This is a genomic window from Nostoc sp., assembly GCF_036919495.1.
GTDB lineage: Bacteria > Cyanobacteriota > Cyanobacteriia > Cyanobacteriales > Nostocaceae > Nostoc.
Genome location: NZ_JBALBZ010000007.1, coordinates 1 through 25,795 on the forward strand (window position 1 = coordinate 1; position 25,795 = coordinate 25,795).

The following is a 25,795-nucleotide window of genomic DNA, read 5'->3' on the forward strand; positions in this document are numbered from 1 at the left end:
TAATAATTATTTGTCAAAAAATGATGGTTCGACACAAGTTCTCTATTTAAACAAGAGAATTTTATCTGATTTTTTTTCAAAATGAGAATTGCTGTATATTATACTAGAGTTTGGATGTTTTGCGTAAATTTTTAACTTAGATAAACTTGGCATTTTATGCAAAACTTCACAAAAAAAGTGTTTCACTTCATTGATTCATTACATTTATTACCGTAGTTTTATGCGGTATTTACGTATATATCTTTCTATCGTAAGCTTAGTTTTGTTTAATGCATTGATATCTGCATTATTTCAATTAACTTTGGAGCTATGATTATGAAAAATATTTTCAGCCAAATCGCCGCGATCGCAGCAACCAGTGCTGCTTTTAGTGTTGCTGTTGCTACTGCTAACAACCCAGCACAAGCTATTGAGTTAAACTTTAACTGGCAAGGTGATGCTGGTTATTCAGCAATAGGTTCATTCAGCTACGACGAAACTACAGCACCTACAATTATTTCAGAAGCTGGTCCTGGAGCAACCAACTTTTTACAATCCTTGAATGTATCCTTTTTAAATCCATCTAAAAATCTTTTGGGAACTTATAACACCGTTACTGGTGGAGTATCAGAATCTGATTTCTTTAAATTCAACTTTGATACTTCCACTCAAACATTGTTTGGCCCCTTTGATATAGCAGGAGGAAAGGCTGTAATTGGAGAATATTTCCTTCAGGGAACGGTTGGCGACTCTTTGTTCTTACGTCAGTATATCGGGCAAGACAAACCAGACATAACACTAGATCAAAATTCTGGCTCTATTCAGGTATCCAAAGTCCCTGAACCTGCTTCTATGTTGGGTTTGCTAGCGTTTGCTGCCTTGGGTCTAGGTTCATCTGTGAAGAAAAAGCAAGCCTCTTGCTAGCAATTAAGGCTTTCTAGTCAGAGCTTGCTCAATTTACTGAATCTCTATTCTAGCCCTACTAGTTCACTGAACTGGTAGGGCTATCATTAAAACTCATTAATTCTCATCAACACTATGTGCCAGTTTAAAGGGCGGAATGCGGGTTATATGCACGAGCTTGAATATGATGGTAGAATCCCCCAAGTTGCAAATTTAGGCATTAGTTCAGAAACAACCAGGACAAATATTGTCATAAATAACCAAAAATTAAAACCTATGTCTAGAAGAGGATGTTTTAAAAGGATATTTTACTTAGTTGGTGAACATAGCGAAGCATTTCAGTACATAACTGAAAGCTAATCTTTTCGTTGTAGTTCATCCAAGTCAGTATCAGAAAATTATCCCTTCTGGAACTTTTAAAACGACCTCTAAAAACCTAAGGTATTTACACAAGGTAATATCTTAATTTTTCAGTGCTTTCTGTAGTACAAAAATTCTCTTTTAAAAATCACTAAAAAATTCATCAACAATGTTTAACGCACTGTTAATGAAGCAAATTTATAAATTCAAATAACTAATAAAATTAGCAGCCCATACTGACTATGAAGGAATAAATCCGATTATCTCCGGCTGTCTTCACAAAAATCACAAATAGCTCATGCACATTCTGATTTATTCCTATAACTATCATCCAGAGCCGATTGGTATTGCTCCGTTGATGACTGAATTAGCAGAAGGACTAGTAAAGCGAGGTCACCAAGTGCGCGTGATTACGGGAATGCCGAACTATCCTCAGCGCGAAATTTACGATGAGTATCGGGGTAAGTGGTACGTTACTGAACAAATAAATGGCGTCATCATTCAACGAAGTTACTTACGAATTAAGTCTAAACCTAATCTCCTAGATCGGCTATTGCTGGAGTTAAGCTTTGTTTTCACGAGCTTACCCCAAGCCTTTAAAGGCAGACGCCCTGACGTGATTATTTTAACAGTTCCGCCTCTTTTCGGTACTTTACCAGTAACAATATTTGGTTGGTTATATAACTGCCCAGTAGTTCTGAATGTGCAAGATATTCTACCAGATGCTGCGGTACGTATCGGGCTATTGAAGAACAAGTGGATGATCCGAACTCTTGCAGGTCTAGAAAAATTTGCATATCGGTCTGCACATACTATTAGTGTCATTGCCGATGGGTTTCGTGAGAATTTGGTGAATAAGGGAGTATCTGCTAATAAAATCGTTTGTATTCCCAATTGGGTAAATGTAAATTTCATCTGCCCATTACCAAAACAGAACAACTCCTGGATATCTAGCCATCAACTTGATGGAAAATTTATAGTCCTTTATTCGGGCAATATTGCTCTAACGCAAGGTTTAGAAACAGTAATAGAAGCAGCACTTTCCTTGCGTCATATCAAGGAGATTGTCTTTGTTATCGTTGGCGAATCAATAGCATTGCAAAGGTTGCAGAAATATTGTCTTTTAAATGGAGCAGATAATGTTTTGCTGCTACCGTTGCAGCCGCGAGAAAAACTACCCGAAATGCTAGCAGCATCTGATGTAGGGTTGATTGTCCAAAAACGCAATGTGATTTCATTCAATATGCCTTCAAAAATACCACTACTGTTGGCGAGTGGCCGCCCGATTGTGGGTTCAGTTCCCGCTACTGGTACTGCTGCAAAAGCAATCAAACTTAGTGGTGGTGGGATAATTGTTGAGCCAGAATCACCCAATGCAATGGCTGCTGCGGTGCATGATTTATATACTAATCCTACTCTAGGGACGAATCTAGGTAACGCAGGAAGACAGTTTGCCGAAGAAAACTATTCCTTGGAACAAGCACTTAATCGATATGAAGGGCTGCTTTCTCATATTGTTGCTAACCAAAAGTCACCTCTAGGTATCTTGCCAAAATTAAATTCCAAGAAATCAGTTGTAGATGGTTGATATGGCTGGATAGTGGAGATTTTTTCCCAAAATGAGATGCTTCTTAATTAGCAAATATTAAGCGGTTGAGAAGACAAAACCGTAATTAGGAAAAATTAAATCACCCATTCGGGTGAGTTGAAAATCAACCGGTCGGGTGACCTAAGTGTAGGAAGTTGAGACTGCTCAAAAATAGGAATCTAGAGAACACTGGTTAAATTGCACGTAGTTAATAGCGTTGGCGTACTACTAGGTCGAAGCAAGTTACGCGCAGCGTGTCGCAGACAAACCTCTCCAAGAGTTGGGATTGCTGCGTACTTTTCTCTTTCTTAAGATCAGTATTCACTACTACTTAAGAGCGATAAACTCATCTGTAACTTACACTAGTGTCGTGTTTTATGTGGTTATAATGCAAGCAAGCACTTGCAAACACTTATGGAAAACTTAGCATCAAGGACGGCACAAACTCATGCACGCTTGATCAAAGCAGCAACTCAGGTGTTTGCAACAGCAGGTTTAACAGGAGCGACAACGCGGGAAATTGCTCGTGTTGCTGCGGTCAATGAGGTAACTTTATTTCGTCATTTCCAGACCAAAGAGCAACTATTAGCTGCTGTGATTACCGAAGCGATGCCTTCGGCGGGCTACGCCTACGCTTTACAGGCAGAAGCTTTAGCCTATCACGACGACTGGACTCAAGACCTATACATTGACCTCAAGAATTATGCAAAGCTTTGCAACCAGATGATAGAGGAGCATGAAGACCTGATTCGGACATTTATTGGGGAAGCGAAGCGACATCCCCAAGCCGCCCGTCTGATTTTATACGAAACTGACAAATCGCTGCGCGAACAGCTAGTTGTGTACTTGCAAAAGAGTCAAGAGAAGGGCACGGTATCCTCAGATATAGATTTAAAAGCTTCTGTGGATAGTTTCACTGGTATGTTGCTTCACGGTATCCTGCGTTTTAGCGACATCCCCACCGCACTAGAGTACAGTCGTGAATGCTACATGGAAACTTGTGTGAATTTATTTATGCGCGGTATTAGCCCTTTGCCGTTATAGAAGTCAGGAGGTTTAGTTGATTAGTCTGCAACAAGATTAACCCTATTTTCTTTTTCAGCTAAGGCACTGGGTTTATACTACCTAAAAAAAGTTTTATAAATTACACTTTGAAAATGATTTGAGCTAAGTAATGTACAAAATAACCATAATGTGCTGAATAATATTGATTTCAGGTGCTAGACAACGTGAGCGATCGCCCAAATACCCAAATATATATTTGTTACCAACATCAATAAAAAAGAGCTAAAAACTATTTAAATAATCAATCCTTTTTTAGCGAAGAGTAGATTGCCCAAGTCTAAATTCACAAGACGAGAAACCAAATATTATGTCCAATTCTGAGTTCCCTGATTCTACCCTACCTATTGAAACAGAACAGGCTTCTGTTAATGATTCTAGTCAAGAGTTGCAACCATTGCCAGAGCGATCGCCAAAGCCACCTCAAAAGCGGCGTTGGCCCTTGCTGTTGGGAATCGTACTGTTAGTTGCAGGTGTTGGTATTGGTTGGCGCTGGTGGCAAACTAGTAATGCTAGCAATGCACCACCGGGCGGGCCTGCTGCTGGTCAACCGATGGCAATTCCCGTTAAGCTAGCAACTGTGCAAACTGAAACTGTGCAGGAAAGCTCAGAGTTTATTGGCTCCTTAGAGGCTCCACGTGCGGTAATCATCAAGCCACAGGTTGAAGGACGAATAACCCAGATTTTCATCCAAGAGGGCAACCGTGTTCAACAAGGGCAAGTTATTATTAGCCTAGAAAGTGATAATGTCCGAGCGCAATTATCACAAGCAAAAGCCGGATTAGAACAAGCCCAAGCAAAGCTTGCGGAACTTGTTGCAGGTACGCGACGAGAAGAAGTTGCCCAAGCTAGAGCGCAGTTAGCCCAAGCCCAAGCTCGGTTTAGAGATGCCCAATCGGGATCGCAACCACAAGAAATTGCTCAAGCTGAGGCTCAAATTCAGTCAGCTAAATCTGATGTAGAACTCGCACAGTCACGAGCCAAGCGATACACACAATTGAGAAAAGAAGGTGCTGTTTCTCAAGATACCTTAGAAGGATATGTTAAAGAACAGCAAAGTGCTGAAGCTGCCCTTGTCGTAGCCCAGAAACGCCTAGATCAACTCCGCCAAAGCAGAAATTCTAGTATCAATGAGCTAGCTGGCGCCCTAGAACAACAGAAACAAAACTTAAGGCAACTAGAAAATGGTTCCCGCCCAGAAGAAATTGCCCAAGCGCGATCGCAAGTAAGTCAAGCAGCTGCCCAAGTCCAAGCTGCCCAAGTCCAAGTACAATATACAAAAGTCCTTGCACCTTTCACTGGCATTGTTGGTGATATTCCAACAAAGGTGGGAGATTATGTGGAAAAAGCAGACCAGCTGACTACACTGACTAGAAATGACTCTTTAGAACTGAATATTTCCGTTCCCCTAGAAGAAGCCAAAAAGCTGCGCTTGGGATTACCAGTGCAAATGCTGAACGCCCAAGGCGAACCCACAGCAAGGGGTAAGGTGAATTTCATCTCTCCAAATGCCAGTTCAGATTCGCAAACAGTTTTGATAAAAGCCAACTTTGGTAATTCTAGAAGTCAACTGATCAATCGCCAGTCAGTCCAAACCAAAGTGATTTGGAACCAACGTCCAGGAATTTTAATTCCAGTTACAGCAGTATCTCGCCTGGGTGGAGAGACTTTTGTGTTTGTAGCTGAAGCGCCAACAGAAAAGAAAGCTGAAGCGCCAGCAGAGAAGAAAGCTGGAGCACCATCTTTAGTTGCTCAACAAAAACCTGTGAAATTGGGAGTTATTGAGGGGAATAATTATCAAGTTATCGAAGGACTAAAAGCTGGGGATAAAATTGTTGTTTCCGGTATTCTCAACCTAACTAATGGCGCTCCCATTACCCCTGCACCAGAAGAAGTGGGTAGTCAGAAGCTTTAGTTGAAGAAGGGAATGGGGAGTGGGGGCAATACGGTTCGGTTAAGCCCAAAAAATGAAAAAGAAACGAGTGATTGTATTGAGTACCTTTTAAACTCATTCCCTGTTCCAATCTGTGATAAAATTCGTATTTTAACTGTATTTTCTACATTGGGGATATTTCCGTTGGCTATTGCTACAGGTGCTGGCGCGGGAAGTCGGCAATTAGGAACAGCAGTATTTGGAGAGATGTTAATTGCGACTTTCTTGAGTTTGTTTCTAGTGCCAATTTTGTATGTCGTAGCCAGTGCGCCCTTGCGGTTCCCCAAGTTCGCTCTTAGCGTTCCCGCTCTTTAGCAACTGGCGCGACACAGAGAAAAGAGAAAAGTGCTTTATTTCAGTAATCTTAGACCACTGAGGGTAACTAACACTGTAGAACCTTCATGCCCAATCACGCCGATGGGTAGGTTAATATTGCCTAGAAAGTTGCCCACCAAAAGCAACATAATGAAACCCAACGCTACGAATATATTCTGTTTTACTATGACTTGCGATCGCCTACCCAAATGCATCGCTACCGCAATTTTTTCTAACCTGTCTGCCATCAGTACTATATCTGCGGTTTCTAATGCCACATCACTACCAGATACTCCCATCGCTATACCTACAGATGCTTGGGCTAGAGCGGGTGCATCATTAATTCCATCGCCCACCATTGCAACTGTTTGATATTCTTGCTGTAGACGGCGGATAACATCAAGCTTATCTTCTGGTAAAAGTTGAGCATGTACCCGATCAATTCCTACTGCTTTGGCGACACTGTGAGCAGTTTCCTGATTATCCCCAGTTAGCATGACAATTTGTTCAACTCCCAATTTCTTTAACCGGGTAATGGTTGCGGCTGCTTGCGATCTTACTTCATCTGCGATCGCAATTATACCCATCACCTCAAATCCGGCTCCCCTCTCCAAGAGCGCGGAGGGATTGGGGGTAGGGTTCTTCGCTACCCAAACCACAGTTTTACCTTCTCGCTCTAAAGATTGAGCCATTTCTCGCAACTCTTCAGGTAAATTTGTTACATACTTTTGCACAAAAACGGCATTCCCCACAATTATCTGTTGTTCTTGGGCAATTCCCACAATTCCTTGTCCAGGTATAGCTTGCACTTGAACTGCACCAACCAAATTCAAATCACCAGCCGCCTGCACAATTGCCTTACCGATGGGATGTTCTGAATAGGATTCCACACTAGCGGCGGCTTTTAATACATCTGCTTGGGTGTATTTACTAAGTGAAATTACCTGAAATACCTGCACCTTTCCTGTTGTTAGAGTACCAGTTTTATCAAATGCGATCGCTCGGACTTTGCCAATCTTCTCCAACTGCGCCCCATTTTTAAACAAAATCCCTTGTCTTGCACCATTGGCAATTCCTGAAAGTAGGGTAGGCATAATTGCAGCCATCAACGCACAGGGAGAAGCCACCACAAGAAAAGTAAGGGCGCGATAAATCGTCGTTTCCCAATCCCAACCCCAGAGAAATGGCGGTAGAGTTGCCAGTAATATCCCGGCTACTACAATGACTTTGGCATATCCTTTCTCAAAGCGATCGATAAACTCTTGCGAAGGAGGAGCTTGAGTCTTTGCCTGTTCTACCAAACGAATTACACGCTGAATTAAACTGCTTTGGGCTGGTTTGTGTACCTTAATTTGTAATGCACCATAGCCGTTGAGTGTGCCGGCAAATACTTCTTCGCCCACTGTTTTCTCTACAGGTAAAGACTCACCTGTAATTGCAGCTTGATTGAGGGTGCTGTAACCAGATAAAATTATCCCATCAGTAGGAATTAGCTCTCCAGGTTTGACGACAATTTCATCACCGACTTTTAGCTGAGTAATAGGAATTTCCTCTTCTTTTCCCTGAAGCAAAACCCTTGCTGTATCTGGTGTCAAACTCATCAAACTCCTGATACTCCGCTCAGTTCGCTGCATGGCGTAGCCTTCTAGTGCGCCACTGATGGCAAAGATGAGTATCAATATTGCCCCATCAATAATTAGATGATATTCTCTTCGCCATAAACCAAGACTAGCAGCACCAATAGCCGCCACAATCATCAGCAAATCTACATCGAGTTCTTTTTCTTTGAAGAGGGTAGTCAATCCTTCTCGCGCACTTTCGTAACCACCAATTACATAAGCGGCGGGTAGCAGCAGGAATGCTAATCCCAAAGCGCCGAGATGCAAGGCGAACCATCCGAGAAATAGCAGTAAGCCACACAAAAGGGCGGCTACGGTATCTGCGTGTTCTCTGGTGAATTGGCTAAAACGTTGGGGGTAGAGCATGAGAGGTGAATTAACAAGGACTCTCTTACGCTAAACCTTGACATTTATGTTAATGTCAAGGTTTATAATGATTTTGAAGCGCATAGGCGCTTCGCCTTCCCGCAGGGTAGGGGCGCTGAGGGAAGCGCTGAGGTACGCAGAGTTAAATTTTTATCTGTGTTCTGGGAGCGTTTTTCAAAAGCTGGATGTGGGTAAATGGGACGATTTAACTGTATTTCCTAAAAATGAGTCAGCTTGTAAACCCTATGTAGAAAACTTGGTAAATCAGTGTTACCAAGGTTTGGATGAAGATGCACCGCCATCTCTTCAGGGGGCTTGTGGAGAATTACAAAGAATTTTGCCGTTGTTGGAGTAAATCATGAACGCTGGTTGCTTAACTATTAAAGAACTTACCGATGCAGTAGGAGGCGGTTTAACTCCGCGCATGGTGCGCCATTACCATCAATTAGGACTGTTACCGCAACCAGTGCGATCGCCTAGCAATTACCGTCTCTACACCAAAAAAGATGTCCTTCGCTTGCAACGGATTGTAGCACTCAAGCAGCAAGGGTTTCAGCTAAACCATATCCGCAATATTTTGGAGGTGGAACCAGAGACTGACACAACTGTTAACTTGATGGGACAACTCCAGCAGCAATATCGGGCGGTGATGCAACAAATTTCTCAACTGCGACAAACTGCATCAGCATTAGAAGGATTATTGGGGCGCGATCGCCATTGTCAAATTATGCAGGCGGAAGTTTTGGCGCAACTCAAGTTACTTGATGTTGAAACTCAAGCTGGATTGGGGGGATTGGAAAATCTCTGGAGTGGCTTGGATGCAGAAATTCATACTCACTCGGAAGCTTTTTCAGAATCACTACAACGCTTACTACCTGATTTATCTCATCGTTCAGAAATTGAACAACACTTAATTTCTCAGTTGGTTTTAGCTTGTGGCGATGTGAGTTTGGTGTCTTTTATCAAGTTGAGTCGAGGTGCGATCGCAGCTAGTCGAGAAGCTTTATCTTCAAGCTGTCAAATTGTTGTCGATACCCAAACGGTTGCTGCTGCTTTGGATCAAACCCGATTACTTCACTTGGGATGCCACATTGAAACCTTAATTGATAATCCCCATATTACCACCGCCACAGAAGCAGAAGTTGCCTTTTGGCAGCATCAAAAATGGCGAGAGAAATTGCAGCAAGTAAGCAAGGGTTGTATCCTGGTAGTTGGTTATGCTCCCTCAGTCCTTGTAGAAGTTTGTGAGGCGATTACCAACCAGAAAATTCAGCCTGCATTAGTAATAGCAATGCCCATTGGCTTTAGCCATGCTCCCGCAGCCAAGCGACAACTGATGCAACAAGAGATACCTTTTATTACAGTTGCAGGCACGTTGGGAGGTGGCGCTTTAGCTGCTACTGCCCTGAATGCATTGGTGGAGTCATTGATTGATAAGCCAGATTGTCATTGTTACCTCAATCAAAGTAACTCATAGAATAAATTATCAATTTTTAGTAGCTCTAATCTCGCTATTTTTGATAGAGAACATAAGATTTATTACGGTAAGCAACTGGCAGATATAGTGGATGTTGAATGCGAGTTACTAAATACGAAGCGTGATATTTTATGATTAGTGCATTAGCCTGCTCAGTTGTCAAATTATTGTAGCCGTCTGTAAGTAGTTTTTCATTAAATTTAATTAATGGATCAACCCCATTAAAGTTACCACTCAAGTCGCGCATACGTGAAAACCATTCTAATGTCCCAGTTTTTGTCTGAGCCATGAGCTTATATTTAGCAATGGTTGGACGCTCTGTCAGCCAAATGAAGTTAGCAAATTCAACCGGTGGAGATATGAATATGGCATTTTTTGGAGTATTTTTTCGCACCCAAGCAGCCATATCTTTCCACTGCGGATCTACCTCCTGCACTTCGTTAGGAAAATTAAGTGTGGATTGAAAATCTTTCTGAAAGTTATGGAATCCTTTGACAATGCTTATACTAAGCGCCAGACTACATAGAAATAACAATACTTTTTGTTGTTTTCTACTTGTGAAGATTTGATCCAAAGCACAGACAAACAAAAAGCAGGCATTTAGGTGCAACATTACGTCACCTACGCGGAAAAGGTAATATTGTAGCAAGCTTCCTTGAGAGTCGAATGGAGCAATGACTACTCCCAGTAGATATGGGATTAGACTGATTAGTGTGAACTCAAATAGTCCTATACGAGCTTCGTACTGTTCAAACTGTTCAGATAGCGCTTTAGTTGGACGATTGAACCAAAGGAAGCCAGCACTGCTCACAAGTATTACAAGGAAAAATATAGGAGTTATCCACCAATGTGCAGGCCATGATAAAGGATTCAGATGGTGGGGCATCCTGAGAAAGACATATATATAAGAAATTGATATGGGGCTTGTAGAGGTTGGACTGGACAACTCTTCGATTATCGCTTTTAGACCGAATACACTTGCTATCAGGTATAACGGAACAATAAACCCTAATTCTCGCATACTAGGAAAACGGGTTTTTCGTCTTAAAATCACCCACCCTAGTACAAACAGGCTTGTATAACCGCCTACCAAAACATGAAATGAAGTTCCTAGCCCTAATAGAAAAGCCGTCAGGCGATAACGTTTCCTTAGCATGAACGCTATGGCCAACAAAACCATAGCATAAGCAAATATTTTTGTTTCTAGCGCTCCTATGATCCTTTCCCCAGCAGCAACACCTTGATTTCCTGAGAGGAACATTGCAACCGCCAACATCAGCAATAGCAAATTCAATCCTAGTTTTCGACCTATGAGTACTAGTCCCCAAGCTATCAAGCTGTAGCAAAATAACCGTCCTATTATCGAACTAGCCAGAAACCCCAATTTTCCTATGATCCAGCCAAATAAAGTTTGGAACAACACTCGATAAACAGGTGGTTGGTTAACAGACCAATCTCCCGGAACCCAGCTATGATCGGCGAACTGTCTTGCTAAAGGTAAAGCGTCAATATCATTTCTTGCCATGATATCAAACAACAAATCCTTGAGACAGATTAATGCCAAGACTGCGATGATTTCTAATACTAGCCAAGCCGGATCTGCCAAAGCTGATTTTTTGTGTAGATTTTGTTGACTCATCTCTGGCAATTTAACCATCTTAAAAATACCTAAATTGTATAATTATTACACTATTTAAGTAAAGTTAAGTAAAGCTATTTAAGTAAAGTTAAGTAAAGCTTAAACTAGTGAACAGTCAACAGTTATCAAACGTATAGTAGGGGATTTAAAACAGTTATCAATTAACTGTTTACTGATATAGTGGGGTACTTATACCAATTGTGTAGAAGATGCACAGAATATTAAACGAACCGCCAAGTACGCCTTCGCAAAGCGTCTCGAAGAGAAGAGCGCCAAGAATAGAGACTTAACTCATTTAGTGCAGCTTCACATTAAATTGGTATTAAGCGCATTTATCTTAACTAATAACTATTTACTGAGAACTGATAACTGTTGAATTTGATACCAAACAGCATATTTAATCTATTTATAGCGATATCTCGTTTCAATGGATACTGGGCAGAGACTCGGCATTGCCGTGTCTTTATGAGTATGTGTGTTCATTGGTGGTTAATTATTTTTTCTGTACCTTACTCATGCGGCAACCGCTATATACTATCTTTATCAATAAAGGCAGAGGGCAGGAGGTAGAAGGCAGAATTCCCTTCTGCCTCCGCGCTAAAGTCAGTGACTGTACCAAACTTGGGTTTAAGACCCCCACCAAATTAAAAATTTGGGGCTGCTTATTCAGGAGGGATCTGAATCCCCAACTGAGGTAAAACCCTCTGCCTTCTGCCTTCTTCAATATTTATTTAGCTAATTTTTCCAGCATGACTATCATTCCGTAATACGTAATTAAAGTATATAAAGTAACGTGTAAGCACAAAATTTAGTTAAATAAATTTTGTCCAGCAAAGTAAAAAGAGTTAAAGTCAGTCCAGGTATATAGTGACACAAATATTTACAATAACTGATAAGAAATATAACAGGGATGTATAATTAGCGCGTCTCCTGCATAATCCATAAAAAGATAATGATTAAGGCTGGCAGGCTTTCTATTTTTTACTTTAATAAAGGGCATATGTGGCAACAAGAAAAAAAAGATATTTCGATAGTCAGACTGGTATTATGGCTTACCTTAGCTAGCACCCCTATGGCAGCAAGTTTACTGGTGTCAAAACCGATGCTGGCACAATCTAAACCTGAAGCCCCCTCTTTTACACTGCCGCAAACAGTGCAGAATGGGGCGACAGTGCGGATTGATGGTTCAAGTAGCTTGGGTGCAATCAACCAAAGCCTGAAAGAAAATTTTGAAAAACAGTTTTCTGGCGCAAAGGTTGAAGTTGCTGCTAACGGCACTGATACGGCACTGAAAGCATTGCTAGATGGCAAAATCGACATAGCAGCAATGGGGCGTGGGTTGACGCCAGCAGAAAAAGCCCAAGGACTAGAGCAACTTCGCTTACGCCGTGAGAAGATTGCGATCGTGGTTGGTGCAGATAATCCTTTTAAAGGAAACTTGACTAGTAAGCAATTTGCCCGGATTTTCCGGGGACAAATTACAAATTGGTCACAATTAGGAGGTTCTTCAGGGAAGATTCGGTTAATCGATCGCCCTAACACGAGTGAAACTCGCAATACTTTTCGGACTTACCCAGCCTTCAAGACTGCTGAATTTACTACAGGGCCCAATGCTACCCAACTAACTGAGGATAATACCGCAGAAATTATCAAACAACTGGGCAAAGACGGCATCAGCTATGTATTAGCTAATGACGTATCAAAATTGAAAGGTGTGCGAGTTCTGCAATTAGATAAAGCCTTACCAGGTGATGATAAATATCCTTTTTCGCAACCTTTAGTCTACGTTTACAAAAAAAATCCGGGTTTAAGCACAGTAGATTTTCTCGGCTTTACCCTTGCAGATCCAGGAAAGAAGGCTATAGAACAAGGTAGAACTGCCGAAGCAGAGGCGATCGCAACCAACATATTACAACCTGTTACGGCTTCCACCGGTGGCCAGACGACACCTACTGCTACGCCTTCCCCGACTGCAACTACTTCTGTATTTGCCGAACAGCCATTTGTGGCTCCTGCTACTGCACAACCCATTCCGATTGTCAATAGGGAAACACCATTTTGGTTGCTCCTACCTTTGTTTTTTGCTCCTATAGCTGGGGCTTTCTTATGGTGGATTTTGGGAAAACGCCCATTGTCCAGTGAGAAAACAGACAACTTACCAGAATCAGATCCTCGTCCACCCAGCACAGAAGATAGAGAAATGGCAGTGCTCAACGCCAGCACATCTCCCTCCATTAACGGAGCGATGCTTGAGGAGCAAGCAGTGCCACACTTCCAAGAGCAAGAAAGCCCCGATCGCACTCCTTTCAACATCTATGCTCAAACAGAATCTGACCTAACCCAGAATCCTACTCAAGGGACATCAAATTTAGTCCGAGAGGGAACTAATGGCACCTCTAATTCCCATGAAGACACAACATCAGGTGTAGCTAATGGCTCAGAAAATAACAACTTAGGAGCAGCAGCATCTTTAACTAATGGTGCGGCTCTATCAACGGGCATCGGGGCAGCTAGCTGGTCTGCCTTTAACAATAAAGAAACAGAAGCAGATGCAATTGATGAGGCAGGCAGCCAGGATAATTATCCTGAGATTAATAATCCTGAGCCTGATTCTGAGGAAATTGCCTGGGATTCTGATGAAATTGAATGGGACACAGAAGCCCCAGCAGCTGTAGTAAATACTTCATATCCTCACCTGCCTAATATTCCAGAGGAGGTATCTGATGTGGAACTGTCTTTATCTAAGGAGATAGCCCCACTACCGGAATTACCAGATGTGCCGGAAGTAACATCTGATTTTGGATATTGGGACACAGAAATTAATGAAGGTCAGATAGATGAGCAACTTCAGGCAGAACTGAACTGGCTAGAGAGTATTACCTCAACTGAAGATACAGACTCAGTAGATGAATTGCTCTCATCATCTGAGGAAGTGACAGCCAATCTAGAACCATCAACAGCACAAACATCCTCACTGCTCGACGATTTGCCAGAATTATCAGAAGAAGATGTATTAAATGTGGTAGCGGACGCAGCTGAACCCACTGTCAATTTGCCAGAAGAAGAATCTCAAGCAGAGCCTATTGTTGAAGAAGGTATTGCTGAAACTGACTCCACAGATTTAGCGGGTGCTGCGGCTTTAGCAGCAGGCGTAGGAATTGCAGGCTGGACTACCATTTCTGGATCAGATGCCCAAAGAGAAACTGATACTACGGTTGATAATGTGCCGCTCGCGGCTGAAACAACTGTTTATTTGATCGATACAGAAGAAGAGAGCAGTATTTTGCTCACCCCGCATACTTCTACATCGGCTCATGTTTCTTGGGAGATATCCGAAACCAAGAAGGCAAGGCTGCTTCAAGAGGGTGGCTCTCAATTGGTAGTGCGGCTTTACGATGTAACTGGGATTGACTTGAGTTATGAAAGTCCTCACCTAGTACAGCAGTATGAATGTGAGGACACAGCACACGATCGCTTGGTAGAAATTCCTATCAGCGATCGCGACTACATAGCTGAAATTGGCTATATCGCTTATGGCGAGTACTGGCTGTTCATTGCCCGTTCGCCAATTGTCCGTGTCTTCAGTCCTGTGCATCCAGATCCCATAGTTGATGATGTGGCGATTGCGGATGAAACAGATATTCACTTAAAAGACGCCCAAGAAGAGATCGCCCAAGAAGAAAGCAGTATTGTCCTCACACCTCGCACTTCCCAATGGGCTGATGTCTCATGGGAGATTTCCGAAACCAAGAAAGCAGCACTGCGCCAACAGGGTGGCTCTCAATTGGTAGTGCGGCTGTATGATGCAACTGGGATTGACTTGAGTTATCAAAGTCCTCAGTTTGTCCAGCAGTATGAATGTGACGAGAAAGCACACGATCGCTTTGTGGAAATTCCCATCAGCGATCGCGACTACATAGCTGAAATTGGCTATGTCGCTGATGGCGATGCCGAAGGCGGTAAACTACGCTGGCTATTCATTGCCCATTCAGCAATTGTTCGTGTCTTCAGTCCAGTGCATCCAGATCCCATAGTTGAAGATGTGGCGTTAAAAAGCGAAACACCTATTGTTCATACAGATTCCACTGTTGAAGATGTGGCGTTAACAAGCGAAACACCTATTGTTCATACAGATTCCACCGTTGAAGATGTAGCGTTAACAAGCGAAACACCTATTGGTTTGCTAGATGTCCAAGAAGAGAGTAGTGAAGAGGAGAGCAGGATTTTGCTCACACCCCGCACTCCCAAATGGGCTTATGTATCTTGGCACCTTTCCAAAGCTCAGAACGAAGCACTGCGACAACAGGGCGGCTCCCAATTGGTAGTGCGGCTGTATGATGTGACTGGGATTGACTTGAGTTATCAAAATCCCCAGCTTGTACAGCAGTATGAATGTGAAGAGGTAACACGCGATCGCTTTGTGGCTATTCCCGTCAGCGATCGCGACTACATGGTTGAAATTGGCTATATTGTCGGTGGCGATGCCTACGGCGGTGAACTACGTTGGTTACTTATAGCCCGTTCACCTAATGTTCGGGTTTTCAATCGTTCCCACGAAGATTTTTGGTTTGTAGCAGATGCTGAGTTGATTATTCATGGAGCAACCCAACCAAATACAAGCGTAAATATTGGTGGCCATTCCATCAAAATCAAACCCGATGGTACTTTCCACCTACGTCTTCCCTTTTCAGATGGTTTAATGGACTATCTCATAACGGTAGCTGCTGATGGGGAATCCACTAGAACTATCCATAAGAAGTTCTCCCAGGAAACTTCCGAAAGCTAGTAATTTCCTAAATTATCCCCTCGAACCCTATTCTCCCCTTTTAGGCTACGTTGTCTAAAAAAGCTCGATGCAACAAAGGTGTAGGTCGATGCAACAAAGGTGCAGGTCGATGCAACAAAGGTGCAGGTCGATGCAACAAGGGTGCAGGTCGATGCAACAAGGGTGCAGGTCGATGCAACAAAGGTGTAGCTCGATGCAACAAAGGTGCAGGTCAAGAGACTTGTGTACACACAAGTCTGAAGTCAATACGGTTCGGATAAGACTCGATCCCCCCAACCTCCCTTAAAAAGGCTTGCTCAAAATGGCTCTATTTCCCCCTTTTTAAGGGGGACTAAGGGGGATCTTTAAGACCTATGCACCTTACACTGAACCGTATTGAGTCTGAAGTAGTTTAAGAAGCTGGTTTTTACCCCACCCTAACCCTCCCCGTATGTATTGGGGAGGGAACTAGATTTCCGGCTTCCCCCCAATGCATCGGGGGGATTGAGGGGGGTAATTCGACTTGTATGTACACCGTAGCCATTAAAGGAGAGGGAGTAAAACCAATTACTTCTAACCGAATTATTTTGACTCCTGTCTCCTATGGTGATATCTTAGCGGGTTTCAAATTTCTGGCTTTGTAGAACATTTCTAAGCTATTGCGATCGCCTACAAAACGCCAGTGCCACGGTTCATAACTCACACCTTGAACATTATCTTTAGGAAATGACATTTCAAAGCCAAAACGCGGTGCATTTGCTTGCAGCCACTGATAAGCCTTGGTATTGTCAAAGTTAGTTTGGAGATTAGTTGCTGGTACTGATCCGTCTCCAACATCCACAGCATAACCTGTGTGATGTTCGCTATGACCAGGAGGAGCGCTGAGGGCCGCTCGTTGTGCTGGCGTTTGATTTCGTTGGGCACCGACAGCAAAAAACAACTGCTCTTGGTCTTTGACTGAGCGAAAGCCAGAAATTGGCACTAATATTATACCTGAACGCCGCGCTGCTGCTACCATCTCCTCAAACTTTTGGGCAGCAGCTTTTCGCATTCTAATGCCCCTGTTTGCGGAGATAGTTATTAATTCTGACTCAGGGGCTTCTGGATATGGAAAATGCCCTAACACAGTATCGCTGGAATTCTTAGCTGCTGCTGGACTCGCAGGAGCAGAAGTGGCTGGTAAAGGTTGAGAATCGGCGATTTTTTTAGGTGCAGTGACGAAATACAAAAAACCGCTAATTAAAGACAAGAGGATAAATCCTGCAACTCCCGCAATAAGCCAAATTCGGGGTTGCAACCAAATTTTAGGTGTTGCATCAGGGGTATCGCGTACAGCCACTGGAATATCATCATCAAAGTCATTCGATGAGTTTTGCGGTTTTCCAGAAAACCCAGCCTTATTCAAGGGTAAACTCCTGTTTTTGTGGGATAACCATAACAGATTTTGCACTGGACAAAAGTAAACGTAACAGGTAGCATTTTACATCTGTGGTTCTTAGGCGCAATCTTGACAAACCTCTTAGAACTATACGTCAAGCTGGGTGGATTAATCCTGGTAGGTTTTATTCTGGGACGCAAACTTCCTGTGACAGTTCCTACACGTTTGGGACAGTTTCTTTTTTGGGTGGGAGTACCCATCAGCATAGTATCGTTTTTGCGTCAATCTAGCTTGTCGGGGCAAATTTGGATTGCACCTGCCTTCGCTTACCTCGCCATTTTATTAGGAGCATTTTTAGCTTGGTTAGGGATTAAAGGACAAGCCTATTTTAGAAATACTGTCCCCCAAGCACCAACTCAGGCTAGCTTGATATTAGCAGCAATGTTGGGTAATACAGGTTATCTTGGTTTTCCAATTACCTTAGCAATACTAGGCAAGGAATACTTTGCTTGGGCGCTATTTTACGATTTGTTAGGTTCATTCCCAGGAGCTTATGGCTTGGGTGTTCTAATAGCTGCCCGTTTTGGCGGCGGTGTCCAGAATCGTTGGCAGATTATTAAGGCCATTTTGATTAATCCTGCCCTATGGAGTTTCGGATTTGGCTTGCTGGTTCGAGAAGCGACAATTCCCACAGTAGTAGAATTCTGCTTGGAGAAATTTGCTTGGAGTAGTGTAGCTTTATCTCTAGTGTTAATAGGAATGCGACTAGGGCTGCTCAAATCTTGGCGTAGCCTACCACAAGCAGGGATGAGCTTGGGAATCAAAATGCTGCTAGTTCCCTTGATATTAGGGAGTATCTTACCACTGTTTGGATTAACTGGTTCCATAGCAAAGGTAATTGTCTTACAAATGGCGATGCCTCCAGCTTTTGGCACACTGGTAATTGCTGAGACATTCAATCTCGATCGCGATTTGGCAGTTACTGCCTTAGCTGCTGGGGCTATACTATTGCTGCTTACTCTCCCACTTTGGTTGTGGCTATTTTGATTTGGGATTTATGGACTTGCGATCGCTTAAAATCCCAAGAAAAAAGCATCTTATCGTTCTAATTTAAAAGTAATTTATTAAACCACAGAGGCGCAGAGAACACAGAGACAAGAGAAATTATTATCCAAAAATTTTACCCAGCTTGAAAGTACTAGTCCTATGTTTATAAATAGTTTAGAAGCATTATGCATCCTGTACTGGATGCTGCCCATAATATGGCAAAGCCTCTGACCAATTAGGAAATTTGCCCTCTTGCCAATCGAGATTAGCTAATTCCAAAATACTTGTCACCATCGCTGCTAATCCAGATTGAGCTTGAATTAACTGATAATTAGTGTTCCAATTCGCTAAAGTTTCCTGCCATGCTTCTGGTGTCAACACTCTATCTGATAAACACACTTTTAGTTTAGAAACATCTGGATCAAACTGATAAATAGCAGCAAAAATTTGACCTCGTTGTGCTGGCATTTCTACAGCAATAGTTTTTAGATTTTGACTTTTACCTGCTTCTGTCCAAGCTACGGCAGCCAATGTTGAAATTGCAAATACAGGAATATCTAACTGTTGCCCTAAAGTACGAGCAGTAACAACACCAATCCGAGTTCCTGTAAAGCCGCCAGGCCCTTTTGCAACTGCGATAAAGGATAAATCTACCCAAGTTTGCGGTTTGATAAATTCAATTAGATATTGATGCACTAAGCTAGATAAATCACGTCCTAAATTCCAAATTTGAGAGCGAGTTTCACCAGCAAAGTTACTAATTGCCAAACCTAATTCTGGGGTGGTGGTATGTAGTGCTAAAGCGTATTTATTTATTGCAAGGTCTTTTAGTTCCGTTGTCAAAGTTGCTTAAAATATCTATTTTTATAGAGTTAACGTTATTTATTTAAGCATATAACATAGCAGTTCTTAATTAAATAGACTAGGAATAGAAGTCTCACGGCAAAAGCCTTGCTGTTTCAACAAAATCAGAACGCGATGGCGCAAACGCCTGCCGTAGGCGATCGCAAATGTTCGCTTGCTGTTCACTTTATAATAGCGATCGCTTCCTGACATCTCTTGCCTATACCATGAATTAGCGATCGCTGAAGAACAATATCTCATCTAAGGGCACAGCAATTCTGTACCCCTACCGCCTCTCTATTTAGCTGAAAATAGCTGTAAGATACACCAATCATTTTCTGTCAAGTCGGCACTAATTCACCAGGACGCAACTTCGACCATTTACCCGTTTCTCGCTTAAAGCTCAGACAACCAACAACATCCCATTCCATTTCAATTACATCATCTTTAGTCCGAATGTTGACATTGATAGAAGGTTCATTCGGATCAAAATTTGGTGTTTCGGTCAAGTGAGGCTGTTGGTGCTGCCCTTCTACGGCATGATAGGTAACACAGCTGTCTACATAGTGGCAATTCACGCAAATACACATAATAGAACCAACTCCAGGGGCCTTTATTGTTAATCTAACGTAAGCCCAACTGTTATTCATGAGTTGCTGGGTTGATTTTTATTACAATGCTTGAAGAAGAATTCAGGAGCAAAGCAAAGAAAGTTCGCCTTCGGTCAAAATTAATAGCGTGAGTGATTCAGACTCGCCACTGACAGCGTAGCCTCTATTTCTCTACAAGATGCTACTCGTAGCTTGCTTCACCGTAGGAGTACACAATCTAAAATCTAAAATCTAAAATCCAAAATGGTATTAGCTCCCGAAAATTGGCCTTTTAGCTTAGAATTCTTACCACAACCCGCTTACATGGTAGGTGGTGCTGTCCGAGATGCTATCCTTGGCAGAACTCGCGGATATCTGGATTTAGATTTTGTTATACCATCTAAGGCGGTAAAGGTAGCGAGAGCGATCGCTCATCATTACAAAGCTGGTTTTGTGTTACTTGATGCAGAAAGACAAATTGCGCGTGTGGTTTTTCCCCACGCTACGGCTGACTTTGCCCAGCAGGAAGGAGATACTATAGAAGTTGATTTGCACAGACGGGACTTTACAGTAAATGCGATCGCTTATAATCCCCATACCCAAGAAATCATCGATCCTCTGCAAGGTCATGTAGACTTACAACAGGGCATTTTGCGAATGGTATCACCTGCGAACCTAGAAGATGATCCTTTGCGGTTAATGCGAGGTTATCGCCAAGCTGCCCAACTAGGTTTTACTATTGAGCCAGCTACCCAAGCCGCTATTCGTTCTTTGGCATCACATATCAGCAAAGTTGCAGCCGAACGAGTTAGGGTAGAAGTTGGCTATCTCCTGGCAAATTCTCACGGTACTCCTTGGATTACAAGTGCTTGGGAAGATGGTTTACTTGCGCCTTTCTTCAAAAATGCCACCCGTGAAAGCTTGATAAAACTAGCAGCAGTTGACGAAGCAGCTGCTTTACTGTGCCAAAATTGGCAGCAATTAGGGGAAAAACTGCAAGAATATGTCCGCGATAGTGTTAAAACTACTTGGTTAGGTATTGCCAAACTTACTTGTCTTGTTAACCCAGTTCCAGAGTTAGCAGAAATAGAACTACAGGAACTAACTTATAGTCGTGCCGAAATCCGGGGTGTAACCACTGCCTTGAAACTGTTACCGCAGCTTCAAGTAGTCGATATGTCTTTGCGAGAACAATACTTTTTCTTTCATGACGCAGATATTGTGTTTCCCGCGATGACAGTATTAGCTGTAGCACTAGATATTTTGGTAGAGGCAATGTCTGGTGACAAGCCACTACACACAGCAGTGGAAACCAAAGCAAAACGCTGCCTTATTTGGGCACCTTTGATCGACCGCTACCTGAACCCTGATGATCTGGTCGCTCATCCCACTCCACTAGTGAGCGGTAAGGAGTTGATTATAGCATTAGATATTCCAGCTTCGCCAATTATCGGGCAACTGTTGAGAGAAATTGGTGTAGCACAAGCTGAGGGGAAAGTTTCAACAAGAATAGAGGCGATCGCTTATGCACGTCAATTACTTGAAGGTTAGATATTAATTCCAGAAAAAGAAGAAAGCCGCTCAAAAAATTGGTTGCAATTTAATCGTTAACCCCACAATACAAGAAGTTTCTTAGAAGAAATCTGGGGTTAGCGTAGCAAGCTTTCGGCTCAATGATATACCAAAATTAATGCGTGAATTACTTAAATGAGAAAGCAAACTGGAGTTTGAGAAAGCAAAAGCTGATTTTGCTTGCGGAAAACACTAAAATGATTAAGCAAACTGGGGTTTGAGAAAGTAAAAGCTTATTTTACTTGCGGAAAACACTAAAATGATTAAGCAAACTGGGGTTTGAGAAAGTAAAAGCTGATTTTGCTTGTGGAAAACACCAAAATGAGAAAGCAAACTGGGGTTTGAGAAAGCAAAAGCTTATTTTGAGTAAGTAAAAGCTCATTTTGAGTAAGTTGAATCGCATTTTTACTTAGTTCAATATGAATTTTAGTCTAGGCGATACCTTCGGTAAGCTTCGCTAACGCGCTTTTCAGTTTTATTACGATACGCTTTGCACAAAACTAGCTTATTCTGGATTTGGGGGGAGGCGATCGCAGCTGCTGTCAGTGATACTGGCTCCATAAGCTTGCCAAAGTATACGAGATTTTACTTATGGTTTTCAGTCTAACAGCCTCTAAACATCTAATGAAGAGCAAATAACAGAAGAAATTATAAAACAATTAAAGGGACGACTCCAACAAGTGAAATTGTCTCTTTAAACCAGGGCTATTTCATTCTCATCTAGCTCGCCTCAGAATCAATTCTGAGGCTAATAGCACTCATTCGTCTAAATACAACTAATAAAGGCTTTTAGTCCACTTTAGTGGAGTTGAGCTATTAGCCCGGAACTTTAGTTCTGGGCGGTTTATGTCTAGAACGAATCTCTTAGTGTTCATACTGAAATTAGACTTGAGAGTTGATTTATTTTCGGAAGTTTTCGGATCTAAATCTAATTTCATAAAGTCCTAGCAAGCCTGCTGCTAATAACAAAGGTAAGAAATAATAGACTCCCCGATAAGCTAACATTGAACCCAAAACTGCCGCAGCCGAAACTTTAGAAGAGAGAATGAGCAAAATTATAGTTTCAAATACTCCCAAACCACCAGGGACATTACTAACCACACCTGCAAACATCGCTAGTAAATAAATGCCTAAAAAGTCTAGATATGACAAAAATATATTGCTAGGAAGTAAAGCATAAAGAACTGCTGCCGCAAGAATCCAGTCAAAACTAGAAATTGCTATTTGAACCAGGGATATTTTAAAGGAAGGAAATCGAAATTCTTGTCCCCGAATTATTAACGGTTGTTTAATAAAAATACTTCCAATTAAATAAATAGCGACTAATAGCAAAAAAATCACGCCGATGGGACGCACAGTAGCAAAAGGCAAATGTAATTGAGTGGGAATCTTCAGTGGGTTGATGACGAACAAGAAACCTGCAACAGCAAACATCCCCAACCAAAAAGTAAAATTGGCGAAAGCAATTACTTGAGCGATCGCAACTGCTGAAACTCCCCAATTAGTATAAAATCGATAACGGATAGCACTGCCAGTTAGCAAGGCAAACCCGATAGTATTACTAAATGCAGAGCTAATAAAGCTGGTGAGAGCAATTTTGTTCCAACTTAGGGAACGATTAATGTAGCTAAAACCTAAGATATCATACCCAATCATCACCAGATAACCCAACGCTGTCAGCCAAATTGCCCAGCTTAAGCGACTTTTGGGAATTGCTGCTAGAGCGTTGAGGATATCACGATAATTATACTCATGCAATTCGTTAGCGATCGCCCACAGGCAAAGCACCAGCAGCAACAAGCCAAATAAAGAACTGAAATTGAGTCGCAGCTTTTTAAGCATTATCAAAAAACTTATCCTAACTCTTGACTTTTAATTTACCGAAGAAAGGCAGGGCAGAAGGCAGAAGGAAGAAAATATAATTTTTGCCCTCTGCCTTAATGGTTTAGAGCAAGTAAATTTATTTATGAAAAAAAGAAAAAATATGTATTTCGAGTGGCGAAGCGCAAGAAATACTACGTCCCTATTGAATCCCCTAAATTTATTTATGAGGTTTCCCTTCTGCCTTCTGCCTCCTGCCTTCTGCCTTCTCAAAACCAGTCGTAAATTTTCCATCCTGTTGACACAGCATTGACATATCATTTGCATAAGCTTTTGTAAGGCAAATACCTGCTACCCAATAGATGAACTACAAACGATCTAAAATTCTCTTGCTAGTTTCAGTGTTAACTCTTGTTGGCTGTAATTTCTCCCAAAGTACCGTAGCCAAACCACCACAACAGGATTTACAAACCAAGCTTTCCGTTGTTCCAACCCACTCCAATACTAGCGACTCAGCTACTCCCCTAACCTATAAAATTGAAACCTACAATAGTCAGGTAATGGGCGCAAGTCGCACCTACGGCGTTTCTTTACCCCCTGCTTATGACGAAAACCCAAAACAAAGCTATCCTGTAATATTTCTCCTCCACGGTGGACATGGTAATCCCACTGATTGGTTTATTCAGAATAAGGGACAAGCTCTCAAAACTGTTGAAAAACTTTATAGTAAAGGTAAGTTGCCACCCAGCATCATTATCACACCAGACGGCAACGACAAACGTGGCTCTAGCCCTCACCGAGATCCCGAATATATTGATGGCCCTAACGGTAAAGTCTCTACAGCCGTGGGGGATGAGTTGGTAAAAGTTGTGCAAAGCCGTTATCGTACACTAAACAATCCAGATTTTTGGGCGATAGGTGGTTTATCTTCTGGTGGTTGGGGAGCAATGAATGTGGGATTACATAATCTAGATCATTTCTCGATTTTATTTAGTCACAGCGGTTATTTTCATGATAAAAGTGGCCCACTGAATAGCCCAATAACTTATATCAAAACCATTCCTTTACAAACTCAAAAAAAATTGCGAATTTATCTAGATTCTGGTACATCAGATATTGAAGAAATCGACGAAGCTCAAAATTTTAGCCAAGTACTAAATAAGCTGAAAGTTTATAATTTGTTTCGGCAGTTTCCTGGTAGCCACACTTGGAAATACTGGCGGGAACATTTATCCGATTCGTTGACATTTGTGGGAGAACAATTTCGAGTTTCTGAAATAGCACATAGGACTAAACATCTAGGTTCAGCCCCTTTGGGGAAGTCAAAAGTCAAAAGTTAACACTGAGCAAAGTCGAAGTGTCAAAATTCAAAATTATTAGCAATTCGCAGTAAAAATCATCCTGTATGTAGCATAGATTTTATAAATCCTTTGATATTTAAACATCAATGTGGAAAACTCAGCTGCAATTTTTCACCAGATTAACTATAGTAAGTTCTAGTGGAGGTGATTTTTTTAAACGTTAAATTAATATGAAGATTTCTAAATTTTTAATTAGTTTAGTAGGAGCGATCGCACTCCTCACTACTGCTGGTTATTATTATGTATTCATCTTAGGTGCGCCACAACTAGATCCACCTCAAGAAGAGGCAAATACTGGACTGAAGTTTCAATTAGCAACCTTCAACTCCCAAGCGATGGGTGCAGTCCGCAACTATGGCGTGATTTTGCCGCCTAGTTATAATAAAAATCAGCAAAAACGGTATCCTGTGATATTATTACTACACGGTGGTCATGATGATGCCCGTGCTTATGCTGATAAATATGCCCTCTTAGATGTATTGCATGAACTTTATCAAAGTCGAAAATTACCGCCATCGATTGTAATTACACCTGATGGTAATGATAATCGGGGTTCGAGTCCTTTATACGACCCCGATTATTTTGATGGGCCGAATGGCAAAGTGGGGACTTTAATTGGTTCAGAACTAGTGCAAGTTGTGAAGTCACGCTACCGCACTTTAGAAGAACCCCAGTTTTGGGCGTTGGGAGGTCTTTCTTCTGGAGGATGGGGAGCTTTTAATATCGGGTTACGCCATCTCAACAACTTCCACATTCTCTTTAGTCATAGCGGTTATTTTACCGATAATAGCGGCTCACAAAATAGCCCCCAACAAATCGTGCAACAGCTACCAGTTGAAGATAGGAAGCAATTGCGTGTTTATCTAGATGCGGGTTTGAATGATACTAATTTGCTGGCTTCTACCAAAGATTTCAATGAAACCTTAAATAAATTAGGCATTGCTCACGTATTTTATGCATTTCCAGGAGGTCATGGTTTGTCTGGTGCTGATATAGGTTGGAACTACTTCCACAAGCATCTTAAAGATTCCCTGTTTTATGTAGGGGAACAGTTTAAAAATTTTGGATTTAAAAATTAGGAGTTAGGAGTTAAAATTTTAAAAATTAGGTTCTACTGCTTTCCTTCTGCTATGGAATTAAAATTTAATTCCTATAATTAACACAGCCGATAAAACTG

General features: G+C 41.9%; 20 protein-coding genes and 1 pseudogene. 12 read left to right on the plus strand and 9 right to left on the minus strand.

The window, feature by feature from the left end; translation table 11 throughout:
* Positions 1 to 315 precede the first annotated feature (315 nt).
* From V7K25_RS00390 to V7K25_RS00410, 5 genes and pseudogenes are all read left to right on the plus strand, one after another.
* Entirely contained in the window at positions 316 to 903 is a 588-nt protein-coding gene (locus V7K25_RS00390) for a PEP-CTERM sorting domain-containing protein (protein WP_335154074.1), read from the plus strand.
* 637 nt (positions 904 to 1,540) lie between these two features.
* Positions 1,541 to 2,830, plus strand: coding sequence for a glycosyltransferase family 4 protein (locus V7K25_RS00395; RefSeq protein ID WP_335154076.1), 1,290 nt, complete (start codon positions 1,541 to 1,543; stop codon positions 2,828 to 2,830).
* 414 nt (positions 2,831 to 3,244) lie between these two features.
* The gene (locus V7K25_RS00400; RefSeq protein WP_335154077.1) at positions 3,245 to 3,874 is read left to right on the plus strand and encodes a TetR/AcrR family transcriptional regulator; all 630 of its coding nucleotides are present in this window, start codon (positions 3,245 to 3,247) and stop codon (positions 3,872 to 3,874) included.
* Positions 3,875 to 4,202: 328 nt separating this feature from the next.
* Positions 4,203 to 5,807: an efflux RND transporter periplasmic adaptor subunit gene (locus V7K25_RS00405; RefSeq protein ID WP_335154079.1), complete on the plus strand. Its 1,605-nt coding sequence runs from the start codon at positions 4,203 to 4,205 to the stop codon at positions 5,805 to 5,807.
* Positions 5,808 to 5,933: 126 nt separating this feature from the next.
* Positions 5,934 to 6,140 (plus strand): annotated as a pseudogene (locus tag V7K25_RS00410) (efflux RND transporter permease subunit); the annotation flags it as partial.
* A gap of 35 nt (positions 6,141 to 6,175) precedes the next feature.
* On the opposite strand, the gene V7K25_RS00415 reads toward V7K25_RS00410, so the two are convergent.
* Positions 6,176 to 8,125, minus strand: a complete 1,950-nt coding sequence (locus V7K25_RS00415) for a heavy metal translocating P-type ATPase (protein ID WP_335154081.1) — start codon at positions 8,123 to 8,125, stop codon at positions 6,176 to 6,178.
* 67 nt (positions 8,126 to 8,192) lie between these two features.
* Between V7K25_RS00415 and V7K25_RS00420 the strand changes: the two genes are divergently transcribed.
* Together V7K25_RS00420 and V7K25_RS00425 are read left to right on the plus strand one after the other, a co-directional pair.
* Positions 8,193 to 8,480, plus strand: coding sequence for a hypothetical protein (locus tag V7K25_RS00420; RefSeq protein WP_335154082.1), 288 nt, complete (start codon positions 8,193 to 8,195; stop codon positions 8,478 to 8,480).
* Between the two features lie 3 nt (positions 8,481 to 8,483).
* Positions 8,484 to 9,602 carry a precorrin-8X methylmutase gene (locus V7K25_RS00425; protein WP_335154084.1) on the plus strand — a complete coding sequence of 373 codons (1,119 nt, stop codon included), beginning with the start codon at positions 8,484 to 8,486 and terminating at the stop codon, positions 9,600 to 9,602.
* 34 nt (positions 9,603 to 9,636) lie between these two features.
* Here the strand turns inward: V7K25_RS00425 and V7K25_RS00430 are convergent, their stop codons facing one another.
* Positions 9,637 to 11,259 carry a DUF6798 domain-containing protein gene (locus V7K25_RS00430; RefSeq protein ID WP_335154085.1) on the minus strand — a complete coding sequence of 541 codons (1,623 nt, stop codon included), beginning with the start codon at positions 11,257 to 11,259 and terminating at the stop codon, positions 9,637 to 9,639.
* Between the two features lie 982 nt (positions 11,260 to 12,241).
* Here V7K25_RS00430 and V7K25_RS00435 point away from each other — a divergent pair.
* Positions 12,242 to 16,027 carry a DUF4912 domain-containing protein gene (locus V7K25_RS00435; protein WP_442948044.1) on the plus strand — a complete coding sequence of 1,262 codons (3,786 nt, stop codon included), beginning with the start codon at positions 12,242 to 12,244 and terminating at the stop codon, positions 16,025 to 16,027.
* Between the two features lie 40 nt (positions 16,028 to 16,067).
* Here V7K25_RS00435 and V7K25_RS00440 read toward each other — a convergent pair whose 3' ends face one another.
* Both V7K25_RS00440 and V7K25_RS00445 read right to left on the minus strand, forming a co-directional pair.
* Entirely contained in the window at positions 16,068 to 16,229 is a 162-nt protein-coding gene (locus V7K25_RS00440) for a hypothetical protein (RefSeq protein ID WP_335154089.1), read from the minus strand.
* Positions 16,230 to 16,607: 378 nt separating this feature from the next.
* Positions 16,608 to 17,411, minus strand: a complete 804-nt coding sequence (locus V7K25_RS00445) for a M15 family metallopeptidase (RefSeq protein ID WP_335154090.1) — start codon at positions 17,409 to 17,411, stop codon at positions 16,608 to 16,610.
* A gap of 102 nt (positions 17,412 to 17,513) precedes the next feature.
* Here V7K25_RS00445 and V7K25_RS00450 point away from each other — a divergent pair, with 102 nt between their 5' ends.
* Positions 17,514 to 18,431, plus strand: coding sequence for an AEC family transporter (locus V7K25_RS00450; RefSeq protein ID WP_335154184.1), 918 nt, complete (start codon positions 17,514 to 17,516; stop codon positions 18,429 to 18,431).
* Between the two features lie 183 nt (positions 18,432 to 18,614).
* On the opposite strand, the gene tsaB is transcribed toward V7K25_RS00450, so the two are convergent.
* The 3 genes from tsaB to V7K25_RS00465 form a co-directional block, all read right to left on the minus strand.
* A complete protein-coding gene (gene tsaB / locus V7K25_RS00455) occupies positions 18,615 to 19,274 on the minus strand; it encodes a tRNA (adenosine(37)-N6)-threonylcarbamoyltransferase complex dimerization subunit type 1 TsaB (RefSeq protein WP_335154092.1) in 660 nt (219 codons plus the stop codon).
* A gap of 66 nt (positions 19,275 to 19,340) precedes the next feature.
* The gene (locus tag V7K25_RS00460) at positions 19,341 to 19,535 is read right to left on the minus strand and encodes a hypothetical protein (protein ID WP_335154093.1); all 195 of its coding nucleotides are present in this window, start codon (positions 19,533 to 19,535) and stop codon (positions 19,341 to 19,343) included.
* Between the two features lie 80 nt (positions 19,536 to 19,615).
* Entirely contained in the window at positions 19,616 to 19,864 is a 249-nt protein-coding gene (locus tag V7K25_RS00465) for a Ycf34 family protein (RefSeq protein WP_118167283.1), read from the minus strand.
* Positions 19,865 to 20,128: 264 nt separating this feature from the next.
* Here V7K25_RS00465 and V7K25_RS00470 point away from each other — a divergent pair, with 264 nt between their 5' ends.
* A complete protein-coding gene (locus tag V7K25_RS00470; protein ID WP_335154095.1) occupies positions 20,129 to 21,415 on the plus strand; it encodes a CCA tRNA nucleotidyltransferase in 1,287 nt (428 codons plus the stop codon).
* Positions 21,416 to 21,862: 447 nt separating this feature from the next.
* Here the strand turns inward: V7K25_RS00470 and V7K25_RS00475 are convergent, their stop codons facing one another.
* On the minus strand, positions 21,863 to 21,997 hold the full coding sequence (locus tag V7K25_RS00475; protein ID WP_335154097.1) for a hypothetical protein: 135 nt from the start codon (positions 21,995 to 21,997) through the stop codon (positions 21,863 to 21,865).
* 339 nt (positions 21,998 to 22,336) lie between these two features.
* Positions 22,337 to 23,278, minus strand: a complete 942-nt coding sequence (locus V7K25_RS00480) for a lysylphosphatidylglycerol synthase domain-containing protein (protein WP_335154099.1) — start codon at positions 23,276 to 23,278, stop codon at positions 22,337 to 22,339.
* A 341-nt stretch (positions 23,279 to 23,619) separates the two neighbouring features.
* Between V7K25_RS00480 and V7K25_RS00485 the strand changes: the two genes are divergently transcribed.
* The gene (locus tag V7K25_RS00485; RefSeq protein WP_335154101.1) at positions 23,620 to 24,597 is read left to right on the plus strand and encodes an alpha/beta hydrolase; all 978 of its coding nucleotides are present in this window, start codon (positions 23,620 to 23,622) and stop codon (positions 24,595 to 24,597) included.
* Between the two features lie 191 nt (positions 24,598 to 24,788).
* Positions 24,789 to 25,697: an alpha/beta hydrolase gene (locus V7K25_RS00490; RefSeq protein WP_335154103.1), complete on the plus strand. Its 909-nt coding sequence runs from the start codon at positions 24,789 to 24,791 to the stop codon at positions 25,695 to 25,697.
* Positions 25,698 to 25,795 lie beyond the last annotated feature (98 nt).